Here is a 24561-nt window from a genome sequence, read left to right as displayed (position 1 = left end):
GATGGATATCACCCGCGACGACCGCGTCCGGATGGAGCGTGCGCATGTGCTCGCCTGGCCGGCACTGAACACCGAAACGATCGACGGCTGGCTGTGGCGATCGTCCGGCGGCGGGTCGCAGCGTGCCAATTCCGTTTCGACGATCGATTTCCACGGCACAGATCTGGACGGATCCATCACCAAGGTAGAGGCCCGATACCAGGCATTAGGGCATCCAGTGCGATTTCAGACCTTCGACGAAACGTCTCCACAAAGTCTGCCGGATACATTACGCCGGCGCGGTTACGCCGAAAGCGAAGCGACCATCACGATGTTCAAGCGCGCCGTGGATGCCGGCATGCCCTCTGACGTGGAGGTGCGCGATCATGCCTGGCCCGAATGGCGCAGTGTCTATCTGGGCGAAATCACCGAGAGCCGACGCGCCATCAACGCCTTGATCCTGGATCGAATACCAACACCGAGCGCTTTCTTCGGCTGCCAGCGGACCGGTGAGATCATTGCGACCGCGCTATGCGTCGTCGGCTTCGGCTGTGCTGTGATCGAATGTGTGGCCACACGTGGCGACCGGCGCCGGCAAGGGGCTGCACAGTCAGTGCTGACGGCACTCGAAACCTGGGCCGCGAAACAAACTGCCGCATGGATCGGCCTGCAGGTCGTCGCCAGCAACACACCCGCCATCGCACTTTACGAACGCTTAGGTTTCGTTGCCGGCGCAACCAACAGATTTTGGGTCCGCTGACGCCACGCCTGTAACTGGCCACCGCCCCATTGCCGAATTGACATGGACCACTCAATAGCCCATTTTATCAATGGTCGCCCGTGGAGGAGATGCCAATGCAGGTATCCGTGACCGACGCCAAAGGACAACTCACCGAACTGGTGCGCCGAGCCGAGGCCGGCGATGAAGTCGTCCTGACCCGGCATGGCCACGCGGCTGTGCGCCTGGTCCCGGTCAAGGCGGCGCCGGATCGGAAATCGCGTCGGGCGCTCCTGGAAGCCGCTCGGGTTTCGGGGTCTTCCAAGGCAACGCCCGGACCGAACGCCGCCCGAAGTCAGGATTTTCTGTATGAGGATGACGGGCTGCCTGGATGATCGCCGTCGATACCTCCACACTGATGGCGATCGTTCTGAACGAGCCGCAGGCGGACGCCTGCATCGCCGCGCTCGAAGCCGAGGATGACCTTCTCATTTCCGCCGGCACCGTGGCCGAGGCGCTCATCGTAGCGGCACGGCGCAACGTCGGTCAGGAGGTATCAAACCTGATCAACGGACTCGGTTTTGAGGTCGTACCGATCACCGCGGCGTCGGCACGCCGCATCGCCCTGGCATACGACCGATGGGGAAAGGGCGTTAACCCGGCCGCGCTCAATCTCGGAGATTGCTTCGCCTATGAAGTGGCGCAGGAACATGCGTGCCGCCTTCTATATGTCGGCAACGATTTCTCGAAAACCGATATAGAAGGCGTCCTGTAAGCCCGCATTCAATCGTCGAAGAAAACCAGTGTCCGCAGCTCGATGCTTTCGCGGGGCAGCATATCCGCTGGCGCGTTTGGATCGGCGAACGATGTATGTGGCATGAATCGCGCCCTTCCGTCCTTCGCCGAGTCGAAGCACTTCAGCAACAGTGCTTCGTCGGCTTGCATCGCCGGCGCGTAATACCAACGGTGGGCGGGATTGAACGTCAGCCCATAAATCTCGCCGGTGCGATCGCGATAGATCAAGTCCTGGCCCACCAGATCGCCGTCGGCGACGGACTTCGCATCGCAAACCGCCAGCGGCGCGTCATACAGGGGGCCACGGATCGGCCGCCAGACGTTGACGATGGCGAAGCGTCGGTTCAGCAGATCGTCCGCCTCGGACCCCATCAGGTCGCGGACACGCTGCGGGCCGGAAATTTCGGTGTAGTCGCCATGGATGCGGGTTACCGGCTGGCGGGGGATACCCGGCGTGCGGTCCTCCACCCCATGTTCCCGCCGGCGGATCGTGTGGTCGAACACCACGACACGGCTGGCGCCGGTGGCCTGCTTCACGAGGTCCTCGGCTTCCGCGTAGTACGTCGCCTCAAGCTGCTTATCGTCGTAGAAATCCGTGACGTGGGTCGGCGCATCCACCAGGGCGAAACCTTGCTGGTCCAGCGTCAGGCCGTCGGCCAGCGGGCGCATGTCGTGGATCGCAATCGTGTGCGACTCACCGACGATGTTGGTCTTCGCCACCCCATCCGGCGGATCATAAGTGTAGGTGTGCGGCTTTTCCGCGGTCTTCTTCAGATAAACCACCTCACCCAGAACCTGTGGGAGAGAAGAAACAACGTCCATGATGCCTGTCCTCCTTGTCGACCGGATGCGGCACACCGATCTGTGTGACACGCAATTGGGATGCACGATCGGCTTTGGCAAGTTAAATCACTCGGACATTTTGGAGGGCGGATCAGCGTGACGGAACGGGCTCCCATGGCGGAGCGGATCATGGCAGCGGCAGACCGGCTGTTCTACCAGAAGGGCATTCGCGCCGTTGGCGTGGACACCGTGGCGGCCGAGGCGGGGATCAGCAAGCGCTCGCTCTACGACACGTTCCCGTCGAAGGATGCGCTGGTCGCCGCCTATCTGCGCCAGCGCATCCAGCCTTTGCCGCCGTCCGACCTTCCCCCCGCCGCCCAGGTGCTGGCGCTGTTCGACCAGTTGCATGTTCGGTTTGCCCACGGAGACTTCCGGGGCTGTCCGTTCGTGAATGCGGTGACCGAACTGGCGGAGGACTGTGAAACCGCGCGCGCCATCGCCCTGGATTATAAAGAGGATCGCCGCCGGCATATCGCCTCCCTGCTGGTACGGGCTGGGGTGCGCGACCCGGAGGTGCTGGCCAGCCAGATCGCCCTGCTGTTCGAGGGTGCGATCGCCTCGATGCTGGTGCGGCAGGATGCCGAGGTCGCGCTCCAGGCGCGCGATGCGGCGGCCGTGCTGATACGGGCGGCCGAGACTTAGGGCTCGCAGGGGAATAAGCGAATTGTCCGGCGAACGCCGCCGGCCTCTCATCGTCATGGCAGGTGAAGGCCCGCCATCCACGCTTGCTGTGTCGGTCTCGGAAAAGGCGTGGATGGCAGGCCTACGCCTGCCATGACGGGACTGGGCGACAGTGCCAACATCGAAGCATTTGTTTATGCACGAAGCCTTAGATCGGCGGGAAACACAAAGGTATTGACCTAACTATTTGCGCCCGATAACTTAGGTAAATGCCTAACCGAGAACTGACCCTCGTCTTCCATGCTTTGACCGATCCGACCCGCCGAGCGGTGCTGGAACGGCTGACCGCCGGCCCGGCGACGATGACCGAGCTGGCGCAACCGTTCAAAATGGCGCTGCCCTCGTTCGCTCAGCATCTTGGTGTGCTGGAAAAGTGCGGCCTTGTGCGATCGAAGAAGCAAGGCCGCGTGCGTACCTATTCGTTCCAGCCGTTGCCGCTGAAACCCGCGGAAAACTGGCTCTCGGTGCAGCGTACTCAGTGGGAGCGCCGGCTCGACTCGCTGGATGGATTCCTCAAAACACTGACGGAGCAAAAACCATGACGTACGAAACCGATCCGAAGCGTGACCTGGTGTTGGAGCGGATCGTCGACGTTCGGCCCAACCTGGTCTGGGCCGCGTGGACCCGGCCGGATTACATCAAGCAGTGGTTCACGCCGGTTCCCTGGCAGACGGTCGACTGCGAGGTCGACCTGCGTCCCGGCGGGATTTTTCGCACCGTCATGCGCTCGCCAGAGGGGCAGGAATTCCCGAACAACGGCTGCTATCTGGAGGTGATCGAGAACCGGAAGCTGGTCTGGACGGCGGCGCTCACGGAGGGCTATCGCCCGCAGACCGCGGCTGCGCCGTTCCTGTTCACCGCCATGATCCTACTGGAGCCGCATGGGAACGGCACGAAATACACCGCGATCGTGGTCCATGGCGACGAAGACGCCGCCAAGAAACACGCGGATATGGGCTTCCATGATGGTTGGGGCAAAGCGCTCGATCAGCTCGTGGCTCTCGCCAAGACGATGTGAGGGGCTGGGGTCCGGGATGGGCTAACCGAACGCGCCGACCTCGTGCGTCACGGCTGTCGCGATTTCCCGCACCATCGCGAACAACCGGCGCATGGGGGCGAAAATCTCCTCATGCTCACGAGCATAGGCGGCGGTGCCACGGGGGGCGGCGGGTTCGCCAAAGTCGCAATCGGCCGCGGGGTCGGTCGCTGACGGGAAAATCTCTGCCAGCATGTTGAGTGAGGCGTCGATATCCAGACGCAGGATCGCCGCCTCCAACGCCAACCGCGTCACCCCATGCCGCGGTGAGAAATCCGGAATCTCCGTTGCCAGCAGCCAGATCCGGTGGATCAGCGCCAGCCGTAGCGCGTGCAACAGGACCTCCCGGTTCGCCATATGCGGCACGTCCGGCCAGGTTACCCGCAGCGCGAGGTGATCAGCCGAAATCCGGCGGAACATCGATTGTGCCGCAGCCCAGATATCCAGCCTTTCCAGCGCCTTGGCCACTGACACCAGTGCCTCTCGCCGGCCCGGGCGCCTTGTGTGTGCCGCGCGATCCAGCCAAGTGCCCGGGTCGAGTGTGGCGATGACTGCCCGCAGCACCTCGATGTCGGAATGGGCCAAGGCGTGGCTGGCCAAATCCATCGCCCGCTTGAACCGGCGACTGTTCTGCCGCAGTTCGTTGAACGTCTCGGGGTGACGGGCGGCCGCCGCGCCGATGCCTTGCAGCGTATTCGCGCACCAGCCGACCTGTTGCAGGATCGCGTTGTTCGGGATCGCCCGCAATTCGCTGGGGTGACGGATGCGCACCGCCCCACCCATCCCATCCGTCTGACGCGCAGCCGGCCGAGACCCGGTGCGATCCAGCAACGCCGGCCCGAACGCACCCAGCAGCGCGGCGTAGCCGGCGTCCTCGACCAGACCCTCCATCCCGGAGCGGATCGTGGCGAAGAAATCGGCGGCGAAATCGGGATCGGCGTAGACCGGGTCCTCGATCGGACCGGCCGCTGGGTGGTAGGTCTGTTCGGCGATGCGCGTGATCGTTGCCAGGGCCAGTTCCGGCGTGCCGAACAGCAGATAGCCGTCGCCGCCCTGGAACGCCGCTTCCTCCCGCACCTTCAGGCCGGCGCGTCCCAATGCCTGACGGGAGGCGGTGGGGGAAAGGTATTTCAGGCGGTCGGCCAGTGACCCGGGATGGGCACCGCGGCCGATGCTTTCGCCGTGTGTATCGAACAGAATGACCTCGACCCCGGTCACCCCGTGATGCTCCAGGGTCTGGCCGATTTTCAGCCGCAGCCGCTCGATCAGATAGCTTGCCGCAAGCTGCCCGACATAGCGCCCCGAATCCGAGTAGCCGAATTGCAGCGCCAGTCTGCCGGTCTGCTTCAGGTAGTCTCGATAATGCGGGCTGCGCAGGGCTTCTTCCAGCACGGTCGCCCCGCGCTCCAGCGCCTCGGCGGTTTCGAATAGCGGGGAAATCTCCACATGCCGTTCGATTCCGAACAGCCTGGCGAGCCAGAGTGCAGCCAGCAACGTGTAGCCGGTTTCAGTCTCGGCGATCAGGAAACGGACAGGCACCGAACTGTCCACGTGCTTGACGATCTGCGCCACCGTCATCATCAACCGCGCCGCGGAGGCCTGCTCGCTGATCAACGCCCCGAAATCCACCGGCTCCGGCTGGACTGTGTCCAGCGCGGCATTGATCGCGGCGAACAGTGCACGCCGCCGAGATGGGTCCTCCGGCGGATCGGCGATCCCCAGCCGTTGGCGGATGACGTTGTGGATCTGCGCCGCGTTCAACCGTGTGTGGGTGTGGGCCAGCGCCATGCCGTGCGACACCAGGCCGGCACGCGCCACGGTCAGCGCCAGTTTCTCATGGTCCGCCGCCGCGGCAATGGCCGAACGGAACAGGGGTAGCAGCGGGGCGGGCGATGTCAGCGCGGACTCGCGCTCGCCTACCAGGGTATGGGCGAAGGCCGCGACCTTGGCTGGCTCCGGCTGGTCCGGGCACAGTTCGATCTGCCGATCCACCGCACCCCGAGCCTCGGCGACGCGCAATGCCAGGGTATCGGCGCTGGGCAGCACGGAAACCTGGGCGTGCAGCCGGTCAAGCTGCAGACGCTTCATTACCAAGCGTAGCCGCAGCGTGTCCCACCAGCCGATATCGGTGCGGCCATCCGTGTCGTACCCGACCCATGTCGACAGCACCACCGGTCTCGGTGTCAGCTCTGTCCATCGATCGGGCCAGGTCCCACGAGCGACCGCGATCAGCGCGGCGTTGAAGCGATCGATTGCGTCACGGCCGTTAGCGATGGCGGTAACGGACTGGTCGAACTCACTGCGCAGCGAAATCGACGGCGGACGATGGGATTCGAACGAAGGGACCGAACGCCCGCATGCGGCCTCGGCCAGGGCCTGGTTCACGAGCAAGGGCAAGGAGAATGTCGGGTGTGCGGTGAATACGGCGGCGAAGCGGGTTCGCTCCGTCAGGGCCTGGTACTCGGCCCAGCGAATGGGGCTGTCGTTCGGATCGGGGCGCAGCAGATGTTGCGCGAGGCCGACCAGAATGCCGTCATTCATCGTGGTGTCGATGCCGCCGAGGTAGATGGCAATGCGGCCGGCGCGGTCTTCGAACGCGGCGTCGCGCAGATAGCGGATCAGGGCCTCGATATTGGCCTCGGACAGGGCACCCGTGTCCAGCTTGCGTGTAATCGCCAGGGACACCAGCAGCACCGGGTTACCGAACGGATCCTCATCCGCTCGGGCGCCCAGGCGGGCCGTCAGGTCCAGGAGTTCCTGGGCAAGGGAGGTCGTCGGCGGGGCAGCTGACACATCCGGCATGCCCCGACTGTGACGTTATTTGTGCAACGCAGCAAGACCTAAGCGGCGGCTAAAGCCCAATAATCCACTACGCCATGCCGGACGGCGGCTCGCACACCACGGTCTTCATTTCTGCCGGCACCGACACTTCCAGCAGTTCCAGTTCGTCGGCCGTCCCAGTCTCATTGTGGCGCATGCCACCCGGGATCATCAGCGATTGTCCCTGTGTCAGGTGCACCTTGGTGCCATCCTCGAATTCCAGGTCGACCCAGCCCTTCAGCATGTAGACGAACTGATGCTCGCAGACGTGATAATGCCAGCCGGTCGGCTCACCCAGCCCCTGCGTGGCGGAGGTCACCTGCGCCCGCATTTTCCCGCCGGTGGCGTCGGTCACGCCAAGATCGCGGTATTTGAAGAAAGAACGGCGCCCGGTCACGTAATTGGCGTTCTCCAGCGTTGCGTGCGCCAGTTTGCCGCCTGTCGTCCCCACGATGTCGTTCATGTTCGTTGTCCTCCTTTGCACCCGCCGGTCAGCTAAGACCCATCCCGGCCGTCCCGCAACTCTCCGCTACCCGGCCTTGCCCAAAATCCTGCCGCACGGCATCAACCGCGGCATGAGCGACCAAACTCCCAAAATCCGCATCCGGGGCCTGCATAAGCGCTTCGGCGCCAAACGTGTGCTGGATGGCGTGGACCTCGACGTGCCGGCGGGCACTTCCCTGGTGGTGATCGGCGGGTCCGGGTCCGGCAAGTCGGTGCTGCTGAAATGCATCCTCGGCCTGATCGAGCCCGACGACGGCGTGATCGAGATCGACGGCCAGGATATCCTGCGGCAGTCGCGTGGAGAGCGCGAACTGATCCGAGCTCGCATCGGGATGTTGTTCCAGAATGGCGCGCTGTTCGACAGCCTGCCGGTCTGGGAGAACGTCGCGTTCGGCCTGCTGGCGCGGCACAAGGCAACGCGGGCGGATGCCAGGGCTCGGGCGAACGATTTCCTGGGGCAGGTCGGGTTGGCCGCCAGCGTCGGCGATCTGTCGCCGGCGGAACTGTCGGGGGGCATGCAGAAGCGGGTTGCGCTGGCGAGGGCCATCGCGTCGCAACCCGACATCATGTTCTTCGATGAGCCCACAACCGGCCTGGACCCGATCATGGGCGCGGTGATCGACGGCCTGATCGTCGATTGCGTGAAGCGCCTGGGCAGCACGGCCGTCGCGATCACCCACGACATGGCGAGTGCGCGCCGGATCGGCGATCAGGCGGCGATGCTGCTGAACGGCCGCATCACCTGGGCCGGCCCGGCGGCGGACCTGATGGACAGCCGTAACCCGGCGGTGGACCAGTTCACCCATGGACGCCGCGAAGGGCCGATCCAGATGGAATTACGCCGCTGAAACGCACCCTTGTCCTGCTGGCGGCGTTGCTTCTGGTGCCGGGGGCCGCTCGGGCCGGTGCGCCCGACGAACTTGTCGGGCTGTTCATCCAGGGCTGCATGGAATTCACCGGCGACGCGCCCGCGCTGCGGGATTGGGCCAAGCAGACCGGACTGCCGCCGGTATCGGAGAAAGCCCGAATCGCATTTTTACGTGGCGTGCCGGGTCAGGCGTTTGACGGATCGGCGGCCGAGGGCCGGCTGGCCCTGATATCCGCGGATGACGGCACTTGCTCCGCCGCCGCCGAACAGGCGACGCAACAGGCGGTCGATGATGCGGTCGAGGCAGGCTTCCGGCAGGCCGGGCTGACCTTCACGCTGGTGCTGGAGCGGGACGACACGGTTCTCAGCCCGATCCACGATCGGGTCTATCGCGTGACCAAGGGAAAGCGCGGTTGGCAGGTACTGGTGGCGACGGTGAATGGGGATAAAGGCGGGGAAGCGATGCTGACGGCATCGGCTCAATAGGAGCAACGACGTTCAATTTCGGCTTGCCGGCGTCGTTGTGGCGATACCCCGGTCAAGCCCGGCCATACGCTGCGTGCCGGCATCGATTTCTTTGCCATACGTGTGGGTCGGGGGTCCTGGTTACGTTCATCCGCGGCGCCAATTTCTTGCTTCCGCGGATCGAACCGTCAGCAATCCATACCCGCAAGATGCAGTAATCAGTTTCTTCGAACCAACGTGTTTGTGATCGTGCTACCCCGCCCCACGGGCACCCGCGGTAATGGCATGCGCGAACGGCGCCGCCGTGATCGATGAAGTCGAAGGGGATCAGCTAGATGTCTGTCATCGGGGTCACCCGCCCCGCGGTGCCGCCGCGCGGCGCAGTCGGTCGTTGATCGCCAACCCAAGTCCGCCGTCGGGAATCGGCATCACGGCAATCCCCCCTGCCCCGAGCCTACCACCTTCCGCATCCAGCCAGCGAAGGCCCTCGAACAGACGGGCCGCGGCTTCCGTGGTATCGCCTGAAGGGCTTAGTTGGAACAGGCATCGGGCACCCGGCAATACCGGGCCAAACGCCAGCAGGGCCTCTTCCGCCGCGACTGTCGCCGCGTTCAGGCGTACGGGCAGACCCGGCGCGTAATGCGACACCATCAGGCCGGGCGACCTTAGCGTTATCCCGGCGGCGTCATGTGCGCCCCCTCGCTGGATCGGGCCAATACACGCCACAAGGTCCTCAACCGAGACCCCGCCGGCCCGCAACAGAACCGGCGCCAGCCCACTGAGGTCCAGCACGGTGGATTCCACGCCAACCCGGCACGGACCGCTGTCCAGCACGGCGGCGATCCGTCCCTGCAACCCATCCAGCACGTGTTGCGCGGATGTCGGACTCACCTGCCCCGACCGATTGGCGGAGGGTGCCGCGATCGGCCGGGCGGCGGCCCGAAGCAGCGCCAGGGCGTCCGGGTGACCGGGTACCCGGACCGCCAGCGTGTCCAGCCCGGCCCCGGTCAGCAGTGCCACCGGACAATCCGACCGGCGCGGCAACACCAGGGTCAGCGGTCCCGGCCAAAATGCCTCCGCGACGTGTCGCGCCTGCGGGTTCGCGAGGACATCGTGGAACGCGCGATCGGCCGAGGGGTAATGGCAGATCAGCGGATTGAACCGCGGGCGGTTCTTGGCATGGAAAATCGCGGCCACGGCCTGGGCGTTCGTGGCATCGGCGCCCAGGCCGTACACGGTTTCCGTGCCGAAAGCGACCAGCGCGCCATCGCGCAGCAAAGCCGCCGCCCGTGTCACACCCGTCTTGTCCGCGTGGAGTATCTGAGTCATGGAGACGGGCAATAAGCAATTCGCCCGAACATGGCAAAGCCCGCCGAGACGGGTTACCCTGACCGGCCGACCGACTGGAGACGTCACCACATGCTCGATATCGCCTTCGCCAAGCCGGCTCTGCCGAAATCCGGCGCGCTTGTGCTGTTGATTCATGAGGGCGAGAAGCCCTCCGGCCTGTGGGCGCAACTCGACGAAGCCACCGGCGGCGCTATCGCCCGGTCGTTCGAGGTTGCCGAGTTCAAGGGTGCCAAGGGCAAGACCTGTGCGATCCTGGCACCGGGGGCGGGCCTGACCCGGGTGCTGGCGATCGGCCTGGGCAAACCGGCCGAGGTGACGCAGAAAATCCTGGAAGAAGCCGGGGGCACGATCCTCGCCAATTTGGCGCGCGAAACCGCGGTCGCCGTCGCCAACAGCGCGTTGACCGGTCAGCAGGCCGCCGAGGTGGCGCTGGGTGCGGTCTTGCGCAGCTACCGCTTCGACCGGTACCGCACCAAGGAAAAGCCGGAGGATAAGCCAAAGCTGTCGAAGTTGACGGTTCTTACGGGGGAAATCCCCAAGGCGAAGGCGGCGTGGGAGAAGCTGGACGCTGTCGCCAAGGGCGTATTCCTGACGCGCGACCTGGTCAGCGAGCCGCCCAACGTCCTCGATCCGCCGGAAATGGCCGAACGCTGCCGCAAGCTGTCCGAACTCGGCCTGAAGGTCGATATCCTTGGCCCCAAGGAAATGGGAAAGCTGGGTTTCGGCGCACTGCTGGGCGTTTCGCAGGGCAGCGTGAAAGAGCCGCGCATGGTCGTGATGCACTGGAACGGCGCCAGCGGTTCGGGCCGGAAATCGAAGGAAAAGCCCGTCGTGTTCGTCGGCAAGGGGGTGACCTTCGACACCGGCGGCATCAGCATCAAGCCGGCCGGCGGCATGGAGGACATGAAGTGGGACATGGCCGGCGCCGGAACGGTGATCGGGCTGATGGCCGCGTTGGCCGGACGCAAGGCGAAGGTCGATGCCGTCGGCCTGGTCGGGCTGGTGGAGAACATGCCGTCGGGGTCCGCCCAGCGGCCGGGTGATGTGGTAACCAGTTACTCTGGGCAAACGATCGAAGTGATCAATACCGATGCCGAAGGGCGCCTGGTGCTGGCGGATGTCATCTGGTACGCGCAGCAGAAATACGACCCGAAGTTCATGGTCGATCTGGCGACTTTGACCGGCGCCATCATCATCGGCTTGGGACATGAATATGCCGGCCTGTTCAGCAATGACGACACCCTGTCGCAGAAACTGACGGCGGCGGGCCAGACGACCGGCGAGCGCGTCTGGCGGATGCCGCTCGATGACGCTTACGACAAACAGATCCGGTCGGAGATCGCCGACATGAAGAATGTCGGCGGCCGGCCGGGTGGCTCGATCACCGCCGCGCAGTTCATCCAGCGCTTCGTCAACGGCAAGCCCTGGGCGCATCTGGATATCGCCGGCATGGCCTGGAGCGCGAAGGACGCCGCGGTCACGCCGAAAGGCGCCACGGCGTTCGGGGTGCGACTGCTCGACCGCCTGGTCGCGGACAACTACGAGGACTGATGACCGAGATCGGGTTCTATCACCTGACCCGATCGACGCTGGCGCAGGCGCTGCCACGGCTTCTGGCCCGCACACTGGCGACGGGGCAGCGTGCGTTGGTGTTTGGGTCCAGCGCGGCGGGGCTTGAGGCGCTCAGCACCGCTTTGTGGACGCAATCCGCTTGGCTGCCGCATGGTCTGACGTCGGATGGCGATCCTGATCTGCAGCCGATCTGGCTGAGCACCATGGCCGAACCGCTGAACGGCGCTCGCTACCTATTCATGGTCGATGGCGCGGAGACCGATCGCATCAAGGATTACGACCGGGTCTTCGATCTGTTCGACGGCAACAGCCCTGAAACCGTGGCTGCTGCCCGGGTGCGATGGAAAAACGCCAAGGACGCCGGTCACAGCTTGGCCTACTGGCAACAGACCGAAAGCAGTTGGCAGAAAAAGGCCTGACGACCGGACAAGATTTTGGGAACCAAGTGTTGGGGCCGGGCCACTAGGGTTGATTTGGCGGGCCGATTCACCCAACGCCTGGGGACCAAGCGTTGGGGTCGGGTTACTGGTACCACGCACCATAGAAGCGCGATACGTCAGTCTTGGCTGAAAGCACCCGATTCACACGGCGAGTCATGGTCACGCCACGACTCGCACTTCTCTGCGATCGGATACTAGCGCTTTTTCCCAGTCGATTTCGTGTTCAGCCACCACTTCACTGGTTCGGGTTCGGTCGAGACGGCCTCGGGTGAGCGGCCACGGCGTGTGGCGATCGCGACAACCTCGGGTTCGATCATGGTGCGTGGCCGACGGACGGGCTCCGCCATCTGGCGCGGGGCTGGCGCCTCCTCGGACAAGGTCCGAACAAGCTGCTCCGCCGAATCGCGAGCGATTTCCGCGGCTCGCTGGGCCTTTTCGGCGATCTTGCGGGCATGTCGTTCGTCGGCAAGTTGTTCATGGTGAAGATTGGCGTTGCGTTCGGCGACGCGCGCCTCCTCCCGAATCTCTTGAAGCCGCTCTTCCCAGGCTTCGCCTTCGGCACGAAGCTCAGCGAGCGCCTCACGCTCCCGCTGCAAAGCCTCGATCGCTTCATTTTTGGCGAGTTCGGCGTGGCCGATCTTGGTTTGCAGGTCGCGCACGATGCTTTGAGTTTCCGCCAACAACCGTTCGGCTTTATCGCGTGCGGCGGTTTCGGCGGCCAGCGCCGCCTCGGTCCGCTGCAAGCGGCTGCTGGTGGGGGCTGGCGGTGCGGCGACGCCACGATGGGCGGGTGCTTCGTATCCTTGGTCCCGACGCAGGACCGTCACGGGGATATCGCCGTCCTGGACGAAGCGGCGGCGGTGCAATCCGCCACCGAACCGATCGCCCAGGCGGACCGGCTGGTCCGTCCGTTCGGGCTCCGTTCGGTGTCGTTGTGATTCGCCGAGCAATCCGAGGGCTTTTCGCATCTGTGATTCGGCTTCGTCGCCCGGACCCGGCACATTGGCAGGCCCGGAGTCGGGGTCACGGGAAAGCCGATCTTGTTGCGTTTCGCTGGACGAAGAATCGAGTCGCAGTTTCAAATTTTCAGACAATGCCATCACCTGGGGATAGGGAGTGCCATGACGTCGTCATACCAACACCTGCCTGAAACCGAATACGGTTGCGTCGGAGGCGAAGCCTGGTCGTGTCATCGTCACTCGGTCGGTTCTTCCTTGGAGATCATCTCAGAAGACATATCTTTCAGTCCGTTGGCGCGATTGCGTGAGATCACACTAATGCTGGAATATTAATCCCACGTTAATTTGCCCGATTCGCATCGTCGCGCTGTGCTTATGTATAGGCTGATACTAACAATAGCAAGTGATCCACCGCTTTAAGGCTTATTCATGTTTGGTAGGACGGCTACCATCGGATCGAGGTCAGGTCATCGCTAAACCGGCGGCGGCCGCTTCAAGGGGAATGGGATTCAATGGACAAGGATAATGCGGGCACCGTGGCGGTGATCGATGACGACAATGACGTGGGCGATGTCCTCGGTGGCTTGCTGGAGACAATGGGTTATCAGGTCGAGATCTACCGGTCGGGCATGGATTTCCTGTCCGAAGCGCAGTTCGATCGCCTGGCCTGTCTGGTGGTCGACCAGAATATGCCGAAAATGACGGGACTACAGATGATAGAAAGCTTGTCCGATCGGGGCATCAGTATTCCCGCGTTATTGATAACCGGCATTCATGACGCCGAAGTCGAACGCAAGGCCGCCAGCCTTGGGGTGATGACAGTACTGGAAAAACCGATGTCGCATCATGAATTGCTGCGGTTCGTCTCGGTTTCCGTGGGCTGACGGGGCGGCCGTTTGCAGGGTCGTTGCTAGTGGTGGATGAAGCGCATGGACCAGCAGAGCGCTATGGGGGGTTCGCGGCCCGCGAATCCCGGTGCAAAAGGCTGAATGCCCTGAAGCATTCCAGGGTCGATACTGGAAGGTGGTCGGTTACGTTCGTGACGAAATTGTCGGAACACCGATATCCACCGCTCCGGCCAGGGATGGATTGACTGTTGCCGGGGCGGCATTGCCGATCAGCATCCAGGTCCTCCGGCCACGATCAAAATCTTGTGTCAGCGTCGAAAAGAGATCGCCTTTCCCGACGAATCCGTATTGATGGACGTGCCTCCCCGGGTCGTTTGCCAGCGCAACGCCCCGGTGGCGCCATCGCTTGACCGCGACAGAGACTGACTGTTCGGAACTTACATCGAATGGCGGTCGATCACCGTATACAAATCGACGTTATTGTCGACCTATAGGCACCGCCGTGCAATCCCCCTGATGGGTTAAGGTCCGCCATCCCTCTTTTTTGTTTTCGCATGTAATACCAGAGGCCGTTGACGTTGACACATCAGCTTCGCCTTGGGCCAGCGAAGTCTGGGCCATATGATCCAGCACCTTACTGGAGCGGATGGCCCGGACTGACGCCAGGCCATGACGAATCACGGGCCATGACGAATCAAGAGTCGGCCGCAACGGCGGTTGGTCTTATCGTTCCGACAAAGGTTCGGATGCCCTGAAAGACGTGTTATGACCATCCCATCGAAGAGAAGCCCGCCTCGGACCGGTGGTGTCGAAGGCAAGTATCGATCGGTGGGTCGACCTACGAAGCAGCTTCCAGTTCTTCCTCGGCCATGAGCCATACTTCCTCGGCCGCTGCTGCTTCCTTGGCGATGGCGCCGAGGCGGGCATTGGCGGCGGTGATCTCCGCCGTGCGGCCCGGTGCATACAGGGCCGGATCGGCCAGTTTGGCCTCGATGCGCGCACGTTCGGCGGCGAGGACAGCGAGGCGTTTTTCCGCGTCCTGGGCCTTTTTGCGGATCGGCGCCAGGGCGGCGCGGGTTTCGGCGCGCTCCCGCCGGTCGTCCTTGCGGGTGACAGCGCCAACCTTGGCGGCCGGGCGGGCGCGTTCGACCAGTAAGGCGCGGTAGTCGTCAAGGTCGCCATCGAATGGCTTGACCGAACCATCGCCGATCAGCCACAGCCGATCCGCGACCAGTTCGACCAAATGCGGGTCGTGGGTGATCAGTAAAACCGCGCCCTGGAAGTCCGACAGCGCCTTCACCAGCGCATCTCGCGCGTCGATGTCCAGATGATTGGTCGGTTCATCCAGTATCAGCAGTTGTGGTGCATCCCGCGTGGCCAGCGCGAGCAGCAGGCGCGCCTTCTCACCGCCTGAGAGGTTGGCGATAGGCGTTTCCGCACGGTCGGCATCCAGGCCGAAGCGGGCCAGTTGTGCGCGCAGCTTCGGCGGCGTCGCGTTCGGGATGGCACGCGCCATGTGGTCGATCGGATTCTCGGCGGCGACGAGTTCATCGGTCTGGTGCTGGGCGAAGTATCCGACCTTGAGGCGCGGGCCGCGCCGGACCTCGCCGGACAACGGCGCCAACCGTTCGGCCAACAATTTTGCCAGCGTCGATTTGCCGTTGCCGTTGGCACCCAGCAGGGCAATCCGGTCATCCATATCGATGGTAAAGGAGACGTTGCGGAGAATCTTGGTGGTACCGTAGCCGATATCGACGCGATCCAGGGCCAGGATCGGCGGAGCTATCCGCGCCGGTTCGGGGAAGTTGAAGCGGGTCGGCGCATCCTCGATCACCGACTCGATCTGCGGCAGGCGTTCCAACGCCTTGATCCGAGCCTGCGCCTGGCGGGCCTTGGAGGCTTTGTAACGGAACCGGTCGATAAACGATTGGATATGCGCCCGTTCGAATGCCACGCGTTCGGCGGCACGGGTCTGCTGCATCGCGCGTTCGGTGCGAATGCGGACGAATTCATCGAAGCCGCCGGGCGTCAGGGAAATCTTGCCCTTATCGAGATGGGCGATGGCCTCGACCGCGCGGTCCAGCAGGTTGCGGTCGTGCGAAACCACCAACGCGGCGCCGGGAAAACGGGCAAGCCAAGTCTCCAGCCACATCGTGGCTTCCAGGTCGAGGTGGTTGGTCGGTTCGTCCAGCAGCAGCAGGTCGGGATTGGCGAACAGCGCCGTGGCGAGGGCGACGCGCATGCGCCAGCCACCGGAAAACTCAGCGACTGGGCGCGCCTGCGCCGCTTCATCGAACCCCAGCCCCGCCAGGATGGTCGCCGCTCGGGCTGGCGCGGAGTCGGCGCCGATGGTGAGCAGCCGGTCATGTACCTCGGCAAGGCGGTGCGGGTCGCCAGTGCCGGTTTCCGCCATCTCGGTTTCCGCCAGCAGGGCCAGCCGTTCGGGATCGCCTTGCAGGACGGTGTCGAGCAGGGACATCGGTCCCTCCGGTGCTTCCTGCCGGACCGTGGCCATGCGGGCACGAGACGACAGCCGGATATCGCCGCCGTCTATGGTGATCTCGCCGGCGATGGCGCGCAGCAGAGTGGATTTTCCCGCACCGTTGCGGCCGACCAGACCGATGCGGCGGCCGGGATCGATCGTCAGGTCGGCACCGTTCAACAGCGTGCGGCCGCCCATGCGGATAACGGCGCCGGAAATGACCAAAAGGGACATCGGCGGGGTTTAGCGCCGCAAACCGAGGGAGGGAAGCCGAACCAGGTCAATCAGCCACGCCGCGTCGCACCGAGCGGCCGTTCGGGCGACAGCGCCACGATGATGCAGGCGATCGCCGCGACCGCGCTGCCCGCGAGGAACGTCGTGGCGAGGGCGTGCCGATAGGCGAACACCACCACCGCGTGATCCGCCGCCGGCATATGACTGCCCAGACCCGCGTCCCGTAACCCGCCCGGCAACAGCGCCTGAAGCCTGGCGGTCAGGATCGCACCGGACAGGGCCACGCCGACAGCGCCACCCAAGGAGCGGAAGAAAGCCGATGTCGCGGTGGCCGCACCCAGATCAGGCCGCTCCACCGCATTCTGGATCGCCGTGGTCAGGTTGGGAAATGACACGCCGATCCCCAGTCCAAGTGCGACCAATATGATCTCACCCATCGCCGCCCCGCCACCGGTCCACGCACTCCAGGCCAAAGTCGCGAAGCTGACGGTGGCGGTCAGAAGACCGGCCGTTACCAGCAACTTGTAGCGACCAGTGTGGGATACCAGCCGGCCGCCGCCGATGGAGGCGACGATAACGCCGCCCATCATCGGGGCAATCATCAGGCCTGCCGCCGTCGGGCTGGCGCCTTGCACCAACTGGAAATACAGCGGGAGGAAGACCGCCGCGGCGAACATCCCCATCGCGGCCAGCCCGATCACCAGGACGCTCAACACAAACACCGGGCTGTGGAAGAGTCGCGGCGGCAACAGCGGTTCCGCCGCCTGCCGTTCGTTCAGCACCAGTAGGCCGCCGCACACCGTGGCGGTACAGCCGAGGCCCAGGATCATAGGTGACGACCATGCGTAGCTGTTGCCGCCCCAACTCAGCGCGAGCAGCGCGGAACAGGTGGCCCCGCTCAGGAACAGTGCGCCAAGATAGTCGACCTGATGGTCCACGCGATTGGGACGATGCTTGAGGCCCACGCCGATCAGCATCATCGCGGCCGCGCCGACCGGCAGGTTCACGTAGAAGATCCAGCGCCATGACAGCGCCTGGGTGATCACGCCACCCAGCAACGGTCCCGCGACGCTGCATGCCGCGAAAACGCCGGAGAACAGCCCCTGGTAGCGGCCTCGCCGCCGCGGCGAGACCAGGTCGGCAACGACGGTCTGCGACAGGGTGATCAGACCACCCGCACCCAATCCCTGCACCGCGCGGAAGACGATCAGCCCGGTCATGCCGCGCGCCAGGCCGCACAGCACGGAGCCGAGGAGAAAGACCAGGATGGAGACGAAGAACGCAGGCTTGCGGCCGAAAATATCGCTCAGTTTGCCGTACAGGGGCGTCGTCATCGTCGATGCGACCATGAAGGCCGTCACCACCCAGGACAAATGGGCCAGCCCACCAAGGTCACTGACAATGCGCGGCAATGCCGTCGCGACGATATTCTGGTCCAGCGCGGCGAGCAGCAACGCCAGCATCAATCCCGCGAACACCAGCCACAGCTTTTGCTCGCCGGCATCGCCCTGCCGCACAGACGGCGCATCATCCGCGGTCATGTAGGATCCTTGTTCGGAGCAGGACGTACCGGGGTTCGATCCTGCGCCACGGTGCCGTGCGCCTCGGCCGGGCCGAACGTCCGGATTGGACTATTGGTTCGTGACCTCGATCATCGCACGGACCTTCGGATACACCTCGCGCGCCCAGCGCGACCCGCTGAACACGCCATAGTGTCCGACGCCGCTTTGCAGATGGTGCCGTTTCTGGCTGATCCGCAGCCCGCTGCACAGATCCAGCGCGGCCATGGTCTGACCGATGGCGCATATGTCGTCGCGTTCACCCTCGACGGTCAGCAGGGCAGTCCTGCGGATCGCCTCCGGCCGGACGGGCTGGCCGTGCCAAGTCAGTTTGCCCAGCGGCAGGTCGTGATCCTGAAATATCCGCTTGACGGTCTCGATGTAGAACTCGGCCGGCAGGTCCATGACGGCGCCATACTCGTCGTAGAACCTCTTGTGCGCCTCGGCCGCGACGACGTCGCCACACGCCAGCGCTCGGAATTGCGCCAGATGGGCGTTGATGTGACGGTCCAGGTTCATGCTGACAAACGCCGTCAACTGCAGGAACCCAGGGTAAACGCGGCGAAACGCCCCTTTGTAGCGCCAGGGAACGGTGGCGATCAGCTTCTCCTCAAACCACTCGATCGGCTGCGATTTCGCCAGCTCGTTCACCTTTGTCGGGTTCTGCCGCGTGTCGATCGGCCCGGCCATCAAGGTCAGGCTGCGCGGCTGCGCCCGGTTGCCGGCTTCGGCCATCACGGCGGTGGCGGCGAGAGCGGCGACCGCGGGCTGGCAGACCGCGATCATGTGGCTGCCCTCGCCCAAGATCTCCATGAACTGGATCAGGTGATCGACATATTCGTCGAACCCGAACACGCCGTCGGACAACGGGATATCGCGGGCGTTCTTCCAGTCTGTAATATAGACATCGTGGTCGGGCAGCAGGACGGCGACGGTGCCGCGCAGCAGCGTGGCGAAATGCCCGGACATCGGCGCCACGACCAGAACCCGAGGTTGCACCACAGGGGTGTCCTTGCGGAACCGCAGCAACGTGCCGAACGGGGTCTCGAATCGGGCTTCCTCGGTCACGGCAACGGCATCGTTGCCCATCTTGGCAAATTTGAACCCGTAATCCGGCCGGTGATGGGTCAGCCCGCCATCGGCCACCATGGTGCATGCGGCACCGAACTGCCGCAACGGCGGTGGGGTGAACGCGCCCATATCCATCGCACGTGCCAAGCCGGCGCCGAGGCGTGCCAACTGACGAGCGGGGTACATGAAGTCGGCCTGCGCCTGATAAAGTTTGTAGATCATCGCCCGCTGAGTCACGCAGCCCCTGTCATCGGATTGCTATCACGTTATCACAAACGCTCGCCTTGCCAGCGGACATGTTGCTATATTGCGACGCAGCATGCCAGCACGTTCGGGGGTTGTCACCATGGCAGGGGCTACGCTTCTCATCAGCAGCAAGAATTATTCCTCCTGGTCGCTGAGGGGATATCTGCTCGCGCGCCTCTCCGGCCTGGTATTTGAGGAGAAAGTGGTCGATCCCGACGATCCGGCGAACCGCAAGGAACTGCTGATGCAGTCGTCGTCGATTCGGGTGCCGGCGCTGATGCATGACGATGTGGCGATCTGGGACGTCCTTGCGATCGCCGAATATCTGAACGAAATCTTTCCCAAGGCGGGGATGTTGCCGTCCGAACGCGCGGCGCGGGCGCGCTGCCGGTCGATCTCGGGGGAGATGCATTCCGGTTTCACGGCGTTGCGGGAAGCGCTGCCGATGAACCTGAGACTGTACCGGCCTGGATTCGCGGTGTGGTCGGCGGTGCAGGCGGATATCGACCATATCACCGAAATCTGGCGGGAATGCCTGGCGACCTGGAAAGGGCCATGGCTGTTCGGCGCGAAACCGACGATCGCCGATGCGATGTATGCTCCGGTGGTGACACGGTTCCGCAGCTACGACGTGAAGATGACCGGCGCGTGCGAGCGCTACTGCCAGCAGATCATGGCTTGGCCGGAGATGAAGGAATGGTTCGCCGCTGCCCAAAGAGAGCCGGAGCAGATCGACGAGCTTGATATCGAATTCTGACGGCCTGCTGCCCGACCGTTCGGTCCTCGCCGATCCAGGTGGCCAGCGAGGACCGAACCCGTCACCAGGCATGCGGTTCGGGGACGGGAATCGGGCTTTGCATTTCAACCGTTCCGAAATCCGCCGGGCCGACGACTTCCAGATATTCCATGTCCGGCGCGTAATCGAACAGGAAATGCATGATCCCCGGGCGCTGATGCACACAGTCGCCGGCGGAAACGAGATGCTCCTTGTCCTCATACATGAATTTGGCCCAGCCCTTCAGCATGATGACGATATGAAATTCGGCCGTGTGGCGATGCCAGCCGGTGCCTTTCTCCGGCGCCTCCTTCGCCCTGACCAACTGGGCGATCACGCGTCCGCCCGTGGCATCGGCAACGCCAAGGTCTCGATATTCGAAAAATGAACGCAGCCCGTCGCTGACCCAGGGCGTGTCGCCGGGCTTCACATGGGCAAATGTATTGACGATTGGCTTGTCGAGCATGTGCGAAGGTCCCCTTGTTCGGGGCCGCGGCGTGGTGCTGGACTCCAGGCACGGCCGGTTAATTAACAGGCCTGCTCTTCGGATTTTCCTCCCGACGGGATCGTCGTCCAGCGGCGACTGTCCCGTAAGATCGCAGCGTGACATGCGGCGTTGGTGCACGCAACGATTTTCCGCTGGTATTACGCCCCGTAGATACACCGGGCGGCAAGCAAGGTTGGGGCTTTGCCCCAAACCCCACCAAGGAGCAGCGCTCCTTGGAACCGGCTTATCAAGGAAGGTGGACAGGATCAAAGGGCCGGCGGTCGTTTGCGGGTCTGGGCAGAGTCCGGCCTTCCTTACTCCCCTGACAACTCCCGGCGCCGACGGTCGAGTTCGTCGGTGTAGCGGCGCAGGGCGTATTGTTCGGTCAGCAGGCCGATGACATGGCGTTCCTGGGCGCTGTCGACCACCACCAGGGCGTCGCTTTCGGCGTTTTCGAACATCGCCACCGCTTCCTTGATCGTCATCTGCGGCAGCAGGACTGTGTCGGCGTAGTGAACGATGTCACGCACCTTGTGGTCATCGTCGGCATCCGCGTGCGCCTCCGGCAGCAACACGATCCCGGCGTAGCGGTCCTCTTCATCCAGCACGATCACGCGTTGTGCGGCACCCAGCGGGAAATCGCGCTTGAACGCATTAAGCGGCGTATCGGCCCGCACCGTACGCATTTCCCGCCGCATCATGCGTCCGACGGTCAGGTTGCGCATCCAACCGATATCGACGGCGCTGCGGATTGCCTCGCCGCGCAGATGGAAGCGCCACGTGGCGAAGGAATACCCGAAGGTCCGGCGCACGGTGAGCGACGACACCACGCAGGCCGCCAGCACCGCGACCGTCATCGGCAGGCTGCCGGTTGCTTCCAGCGCCAGAAAGCCCATGGTCAGCGGCCCGCCGATGATCGCCACCGCCAGGCCGCTCATGCCGACCAGCGCACATACCTCCTGCGGGATCGCGTGGGTGGCGCTGACCAGGGCCAGAGCGCCGGCGAAGGCTTTTCCCAACAGCGCACCCAGAAACAGGGAGGCGAAAAACAGGCCGCCACGAAAGCCGGAGCCGATGGAAATCGCCGAGGCCGTTGCTTTCAAGACAACCAGAAGCACCACCCAGCGCAGCGTGTCATGCGTCTCGAAGGCGGGACCGATGGCGCCGTGACCGGACGAGAGCACGGCAGGGGTAACCAGGGCCAACGTGCCGATCGCCAGTCCACCGATAGCGGGACGGAGCCAGACAGGAACACGGCTTTTGCGGAACAGATCCTCGGTGATCGTGACCCCGCGCATGATGGAAATACCCAGCAGCGCGCAAAGCATGCCAAGGGCAAGGATCGGAATGTAATCGAGCGGCTCGATATGGCTGGGGACATGCGGGGCAAGGTCGAAGATCGTCCCACCAAGGGCACGCACCACGGCCTGGGACACCAGCGCGGCAACGGCCACTGGGGCGAACGACCCCAGGGTATAGGTACCGATAACCAACTCGAATGCATAGAATGACCCGGTCAGCGGGGCATTGAACGCGCCGGAGATCGCGGCGGCGGCACCGCAGCCCACCAGAAGACGCAGGTCGTTGCGCCGGACCCGGAACGCGTGGCCCCAGCGGGAGGCGAGCGCGGAACCGATCTGGGTGTAGCCCGCCTCCAATCCGACAGAGGCGCCGACGCCGTTCGACATGATGGTCTGCAGCACGACGATCAGGCTGTCGTTCATCGACATCCGACCACCGTAAAGGGCGTTGGCCTCGATCGGATCGACGGCCCGGCGCGCACGGATCCGGGTAATCCCGAGTGTCACAATGCCGAGAACGAGGCCGCCAATCGCTGGCACAAGGATCGTTTTTAGTGGTGCGAGCGACGCCATCGCGCTGAGCCGCTGCATGTGCCCGATACCGAACAAGGTTTCGTGGACGAGCTGCGTCGTGGCGGTCATCAGCCAGACCATGATGCCGCTGGCACAGCCGACGAATGCGGCGAGAACAACGAGCCAGATTTCGTCGGCGCGAACCAGGGCACGCAACATCTGCGGCGCGTGCAGGACGGCGGACCCGATCGGACGGCGGGGACGCCGGACCTGGGCTCGCCTGGTCGTCACTTCATCTTGGCGAGTAGACGCAATCGCGGCTGTCAGGCGGGCGCCTTCCGGGCCCGCTAAAGTAGTATCGCCGTGCAATGTCGGCATTCGCGACGTCCAGCCGAGGTAAAGAGAAAAGAGGCGGAAGGTGTTTTGGAACCGGAGCCGGCCCCACGCAACATTCCATCCCGCGATTGGGGCATCACTGTGGTAAAAATATCGGTTGGTGCCGGGGGGATTGTGCCGGTGCCCCGGCACCTGATCGGCCGTGCCGATTCCGCCATGTGACCTCAAGCACCGCAGGCTGGCCCTGAACCATGATCAACCAGGTACCGGCTTCGCTCTGAGCCGACCCAAGTTTTTATCTGTTTTATTCGAAGAGGCTGCTTCATATCACTCTGACTGGGACCCCCGACCTGTGGTCCGGCATTCAACGTGCGAACTAAACTGTCGACTGAAATGTGATGTCGCATTCGTTATCAATATGCATTGAGAACGTCGTGTGCTCCACGGCGTGGTGAATTGCGCAGCGATGGCTGTGCCTGGTTGGCGCCGTCGTGCATGCCCGTGTCGATACAGGATTCACCGCTTAGACAATGAGCAATGGCGTTGGAATCCTTGGCTGCGAAATCGCGTTCGAATCGATCATGCCCATCCGTGGCGCACCCGCATGCGCGACGCCGCCGACCGCTGCGACAACCCGCACCCCTCTCGCGTTAGCGTGCACGATCGGTCTTTGTCGCTTCCAAATCGTCTTCGATGAACGCCTGGACCACGTCCAGGATCGGTTCGTGAGCGGAAAAACCCAGTGTCCGAGCATGCAGGGCTTCGAAGGCCGGTGGCCAGGTCGAGACGATCGCGGCGATGGTTTCGTCGGCGACCCGCTTCACGTGCGACGATGCACCCGGTGACACTGCCTCCAACGCCTGGAGCAAATGGGCGACGGTGGTGCTGATGCCGGGCGGGTCTATGCTGCGGTCCAGTCCCATCTTGCTGGTATCCAGCGCCGCCGCATGCAGCAGCCAGTCCACCGCGCGCCGCGGACTGCAAACCCAGACGGCGAAGTCGTCGCCAACCGGCAGTTCGGTGTCCAGACCGAGCAGCGGTTCCCGCACGATGCCGGAAAAGAAGGAACTCGCGGCTTTGTTCGGACGCCCGGGACGGACGATAACGGTGGGCAGCCGCAGCGAAACGGCATCGAGGAAGCCACGCCTCGATGCGTCCGCCAAGATCAGTTCGGCGGCGGCCTTCTGGGCGCCATAGCTGTTGCCGGGGATTTGCCGCGTATTGTCGGGCAGCGTGGTGTTCTGATTGGTGCTGAAGCTTGCCACGGAACTGGTGAACACCACCCTCGGCCGGGTCCCCAGCGCCCGGCAGCGATCGACCACGGCGTCGGTGCCACGGATGTTGACCCGGCGGCCGAGATCGTAGTCGGCCTCGGCCTGGGCGCTGACCACGGCGGCGAGGTGGAAGACGACGTCCGTTCCCGCTGGGATCGCACTGTCCGGCAACGCGACGACGTCGCCGCCAACCGAGGTGACTGGAAAGGACGCATCCGGCTTCGGCGGTTCCGCCATGTCGAACAGGGTCAATGCCGTGACCGGCTTGCCGCCCAGCGTGCCGTCCTGCGCCAACCGCGCCGCGATTTTGCGGCCAAGGAAGCCACCACCGCCCAGGATCGAAATTTTCATCGTGAACCCTCCATCGACGCGGCTAGATTGCACCGACGAAGCCGCCGGTCCACC

Annotated in this window: 23 protein-coding genes; 12 read left to right on the top strand and 11 right to left on the bottom strand. The window is 63.9% G+C overall.

From position 1 onward, the window contains the following. Window position 1: 1 nt before the first annotated feature. The 3 genes from GSQ89_RS13710 (at window position 2) to GSQ89_RS13700 (ending at window position 1472) form a co-directional block, all read left to right on the top strand. A complete protein-coding gene (locus tag GSQ89_RS13710; RefSeq protein ID WP_158925978.1) occupies window positions 2-739 on the top strand; it encodes a GNAT family N-acetyltransferase in 738 nt (245 codons plus the stop codon). A 95-nt stretch (window positions 740-834) separates the two neighbouring features. After that, entirely contained in the window at window positions 835-1092 is a 258-nt protein-coding gene (locus GSQ89_RS13705) for a type II toxin-antitoxin system Phd/YefM family antitoxin (protein WP_158925976.1), read from the top strand. Continuing rightward, window positions 1089-1472, top strand: a complete 384-nt coding sequence (locus tag GSQ89_RS13700; protein WP_158925974.1) for a type II toxin-antitoxin system VapC family toxin — start codon at window positions 1089-1091, stop codon at window positions 1470-1472. The genes GSQ89_RS13705 and GSQ89_RS13700 overlap by 4 nt, the downstream gene beginning before the upstream one ends. Before the next feature lie 8 nt (window positions 1473-1480). On the opposite strand, the gene GSQ89_RS13695 is transcribed toward GSQ89_RS13700, so the two are convergent. After that, entirely contained in the window at window positions 1481-2314 is an 834-nt protein-coding gene (locus GSQ89_RS13695; RefSeq protein WP_158925972.1) for a CmcJ/NvfI family oxidoreductase, read from the bottom strand. A 150-nt stretch (window positions 2315-2464) separates the two neighbouring features. Between GSQ89_RS13695 and GSQ89_RS13690 the strand changes: the two genes are divergently transcribed. The 3 genes from GSQ89_RS13690 (at window position 2465) to GSQ89_RS13680 (ending at window position 4034) form a co-directional block, all read left to right on the top strand. Then, window positions 2465-2977, top strand: coding sequence for a TetR/AcrR family transcriptional regulator (locus tag GSQ89_RS13690; RefSeq protein ID WP_216856152.1), 513 nt, complete (start codon window positions 2465-2467; stop codon window positions 2975-2977). Window positions 2978-3225: 248 nt separating this feature from the next. Beyond that, window positions 3226-3558: a helix-turn-helix transcriptional regulator gene (locus tag GSQ89_RS13685; RefSeq protein ID WP_158925968.1), complete on the top strand. Its 333-nt coding sequence runs from the start codon at window positions 3226-3228 to the stop codon at window positions 3556-3558. Further along, the gene (locus GSQ89_RS13680; RefSeq protein ID WP_158925966.1) at window positions 3555-4034 is read left to right on the top strand and encodes an SRPBCC family protein; all 480 of its coding nucleotides are present in this window, start codon (window positions 3555-3557) and stop codon (window positions 4032-4034) included. Before GSQ89_RS13685 ends, GSQ89_RS13680 begins: the two co-directional genes overlap by 4 nt. A gap of 21 nt (window positions 4035-4055) precedes the next feature. Here GSQ89_RS13680 and GSQ89_RS13675 read toward each other — a convergent pair whose 3' ends face one another. Both GSQ89_RS13675 and GSQ89_RS13670 read right to left on the bottom strand, forming a co-directional pair. Beyond that, window positions 4056-6854 (bottom strand): phosphoenolpyruvate carboxylase, encoded by a 2799-nt coding sequence (locus GSQ89_RS13675; protein WP_158925964.1) that lies wholly within the window; start codon window positions 6852-6854, stop codon window positions 4056-4058. 67 nt (window positions 6855-6921) lie between these two features. After that, window positions 6922-7335, bottom strand: a complete 414-nt coding sequence (locus GSQ89_RS13670; RefSeq protein ID WP_158925962.1) for a cupin domain-containing protein — start codon at window positions 7333-7335, stop codon at window positions 6922-6924. Between the two features lie 112 nt (window positions 7336-7447). On the opposite strand from GSQ89_RS13670, the gene GSQ89_RS13665 reads away from it, so the two are divergent. Together GSQ89_RS13665 and GSQ89_RS13660 are read left to right on the top strand one after the other, a co-directional pair. Continuing rightward, window positions 7448-8224, top strand: a complete 777-nt coding sequence (locus GSQ89_RS13665) for an ABC transporter ATP-binding protein (RefSeq protein ID WP_158926253.1) — start codon at window positions 7448-7450, stop codon at window positions 8222-8224. A 35-nt stretch (window positions 8225-8259) separates the two neighbouring features. After that, window positions 8260-8730: an NMCC_0638 family (lipo)protein gene (locus tag GSQ89_RS13660; RefSeq protein WP_408838740.1), complete on the top strand. Its 471-nt coding sequence runs from the start codon at window positions 8260-8262 to the stop codon at window positions 8728-8730. A 330-nt stretch (window positions 8731-9060) separates the two neighbouring features. Here GSQ89_RS13660 and GSQ89_RS13655 read toward each other — a convergent pair whose 3' ends face one another. Further along, on the bottom strand, window positions 9061-10038 hold the full coding sequence (locus tag GSQ89_RS13655) for an L-threonylcarbamoyladenylate synthase (protein ID WP_158925958.1): 978 nt from the start codon (window positions 10036-10038) through the stop codon (window positions 9061-9063). Window positions 10039-10128: 90 nt separating this feature from the next. On the opposite strand from GSQ89_RS13655, the gene GSQ89_RS13650 reads away from it, so the two are divergent. Next, on the top strand, window positions 10129-11610 hold the full coding sequence (locus tag GSQ89_RS13650; RefSeq protein ID WP_158925955.1) for a leucyl aminopeptidase: 1482 nt from the start codon (window positions 10129-10131) through the stop codon (window positions 11608-11610). Continuing rightward, window positions 11610-12050: a DNA polymerase III subunit chi gene (locus GSQ89_RS13645; protein WP_158925953.1), complete on the top strand. Its 441-nt coding sequence runs from the start codon at window positions 11610-11612 to the stop codon at window positions 12048-12050. Before GSQ89_RS13650 ends, GSQ89_RS13645 begins: the two co-directional genes overlap by 1 nt. Window positions 12051-12265: 215 nt before the next feature. Here GSQ89_RS13645 and GSQ89_RS13640 read toward each other — a convergent pair whose 3' ends face one another. Next, the gene (locus GSQ89_RS13640) at window positions 12266-13039 is read right to left on the bottom strand and encodes a hypothetical protein (RefSeq protein ID WP_158925951.1); all 774 of its coding nucleotides are present in this window, start codon (window positions 13037-13039) and stop codon (window positions 12266-12268) included. 527 nt (window positions 13040-13566) lie between these two features. Here GSQ89_RS13640 and GSQ89_RS13635 point away from each other — a divergent pair. Then, window positions 13567-13914 carry a response regulator transcription factor gene (locus GSQ89_RS13635; protein ID WP_158925949.1) on the top strand — a complete coding sequence of 116 codons (348 nt, stop codon included), beginning with the start codon at window positions 13567-13569 and terminating at the stop codon, window positions 13912-13914. Between the two features lie 802 nt (window positions 13915-14716). On the opposite strand, the gene GSQ89_RS13630 is transcribed toward GSQ89_RS13635, so the two are convergent. The 3 genes from GSQ89_RS13630 to GSQ89_RS13620 all read right to left on the bottom strand — a co-directional run bounded on the left by GSQ89_RS13630 (window position 14717) and on the right by GSQ89_RS13620 (window position 19446). Then, on the bottom strand, window positions 14717-16594 hold the full coding sequence (locus GSQ89_RS13630; protein WP_158925947.1) for an ABC-F family ATP-binding cassette domain-containing protein: 1878 nt from the start codon (window positions 16592-16594) through the stop codon (window positions 14717-14719). Between the two features lie 50 nt (window positions 16595-16644). Next, entirely contained in the window at window positions 16645-18135 is a 1491-nt protein-coding gene (locus GSQ89_RS13625; protein WP_158925945.1) for an MDR family MFS transporter, read from the bottom strand. 90 nt (window positions 18136-18225) lie between these two features. Then, window positions 18226-19446 (bottom strand): polyhydroxyalkanoate depolymerase, encoded by a 1221-nt coding sequence (locus GSQ89_RS13620; RefSeq protein WP_158925943.1) that lies wholly within the window; start codon window positions 19444-19446, stop codon window positions 18226-18228. A 124-nt stretch (window positions 19447-19570) separates the two neighbouring features. Here GSQ89_RS13620 and GSQ89_RS13615 point away from each other — a divergent pair, with 124 nt between their 5' ends. Next, window positions 19571-20227, top strand: a complete 657-nt coding sequence (locus tag GSQ89_RS13615) for a glutathione S-transferase family protein (RefSeq protein ID WP_158925941.1) — start codon at window positions 19571-19573, stop codon at window positions 20225-20227. Between the two features lie 61 nt (window positions 20228-20288). Here the strand turns inward: GSQ89_RS13615 and GSQ89_RS13610 are convergent, their stop codons facing one another. From GSQ89_RS13610 to denD, 3 genes are all read right to left on the bottom strand, one after another. Further along, complete coding sequence (locus GSQ89_RS13610; protein WP_158925939.1) at window positions 20289-20711, bottom strand: cupin domain-containing protein; 423 nt, start codon at window positions 20709-20711, stop codon at window positions 20289-20291. Between the two features lie 335 nt (window positions 20712-21046). Continuing rightward, complete coding sequence (locus GSQ89_RS13605; RefSeq protein ID WP_371734248.1) at window positions 21047-22837, bottom strand: chloride channel protein; 1791 nt, start codon at window positions 22835-22837, stop codon at window positions 21047-21049. A gap of 695 nt (window positions 22838-23532) precedes the next feature. Then, entirely contained in the window at window positions 23533-24507 is a 975-nt protein-coding gene (denD, locus tag GSQ89_RS13600; protein WP_158925937.1) for a D-erythronate dehydrogenase, read from the bottom strand. Between the last annotated feature and the right edge of the window lie 54 nt (window positions 24508-24561).

It is taken from the genome of Acidisphaera sp. S103, assembly GCF_009765975.1.
Lineage (GTDB): Bacteria > Pseudomonadota > Alphaproteobacteria > Acetobacterales > Acetobacteraceae > Rhodopila.
The sequence above is the reverse complement of the archived record's forward strand: the minus strand, read 5'-3'. Positions and strand labels throughout refer to the sequence as shown.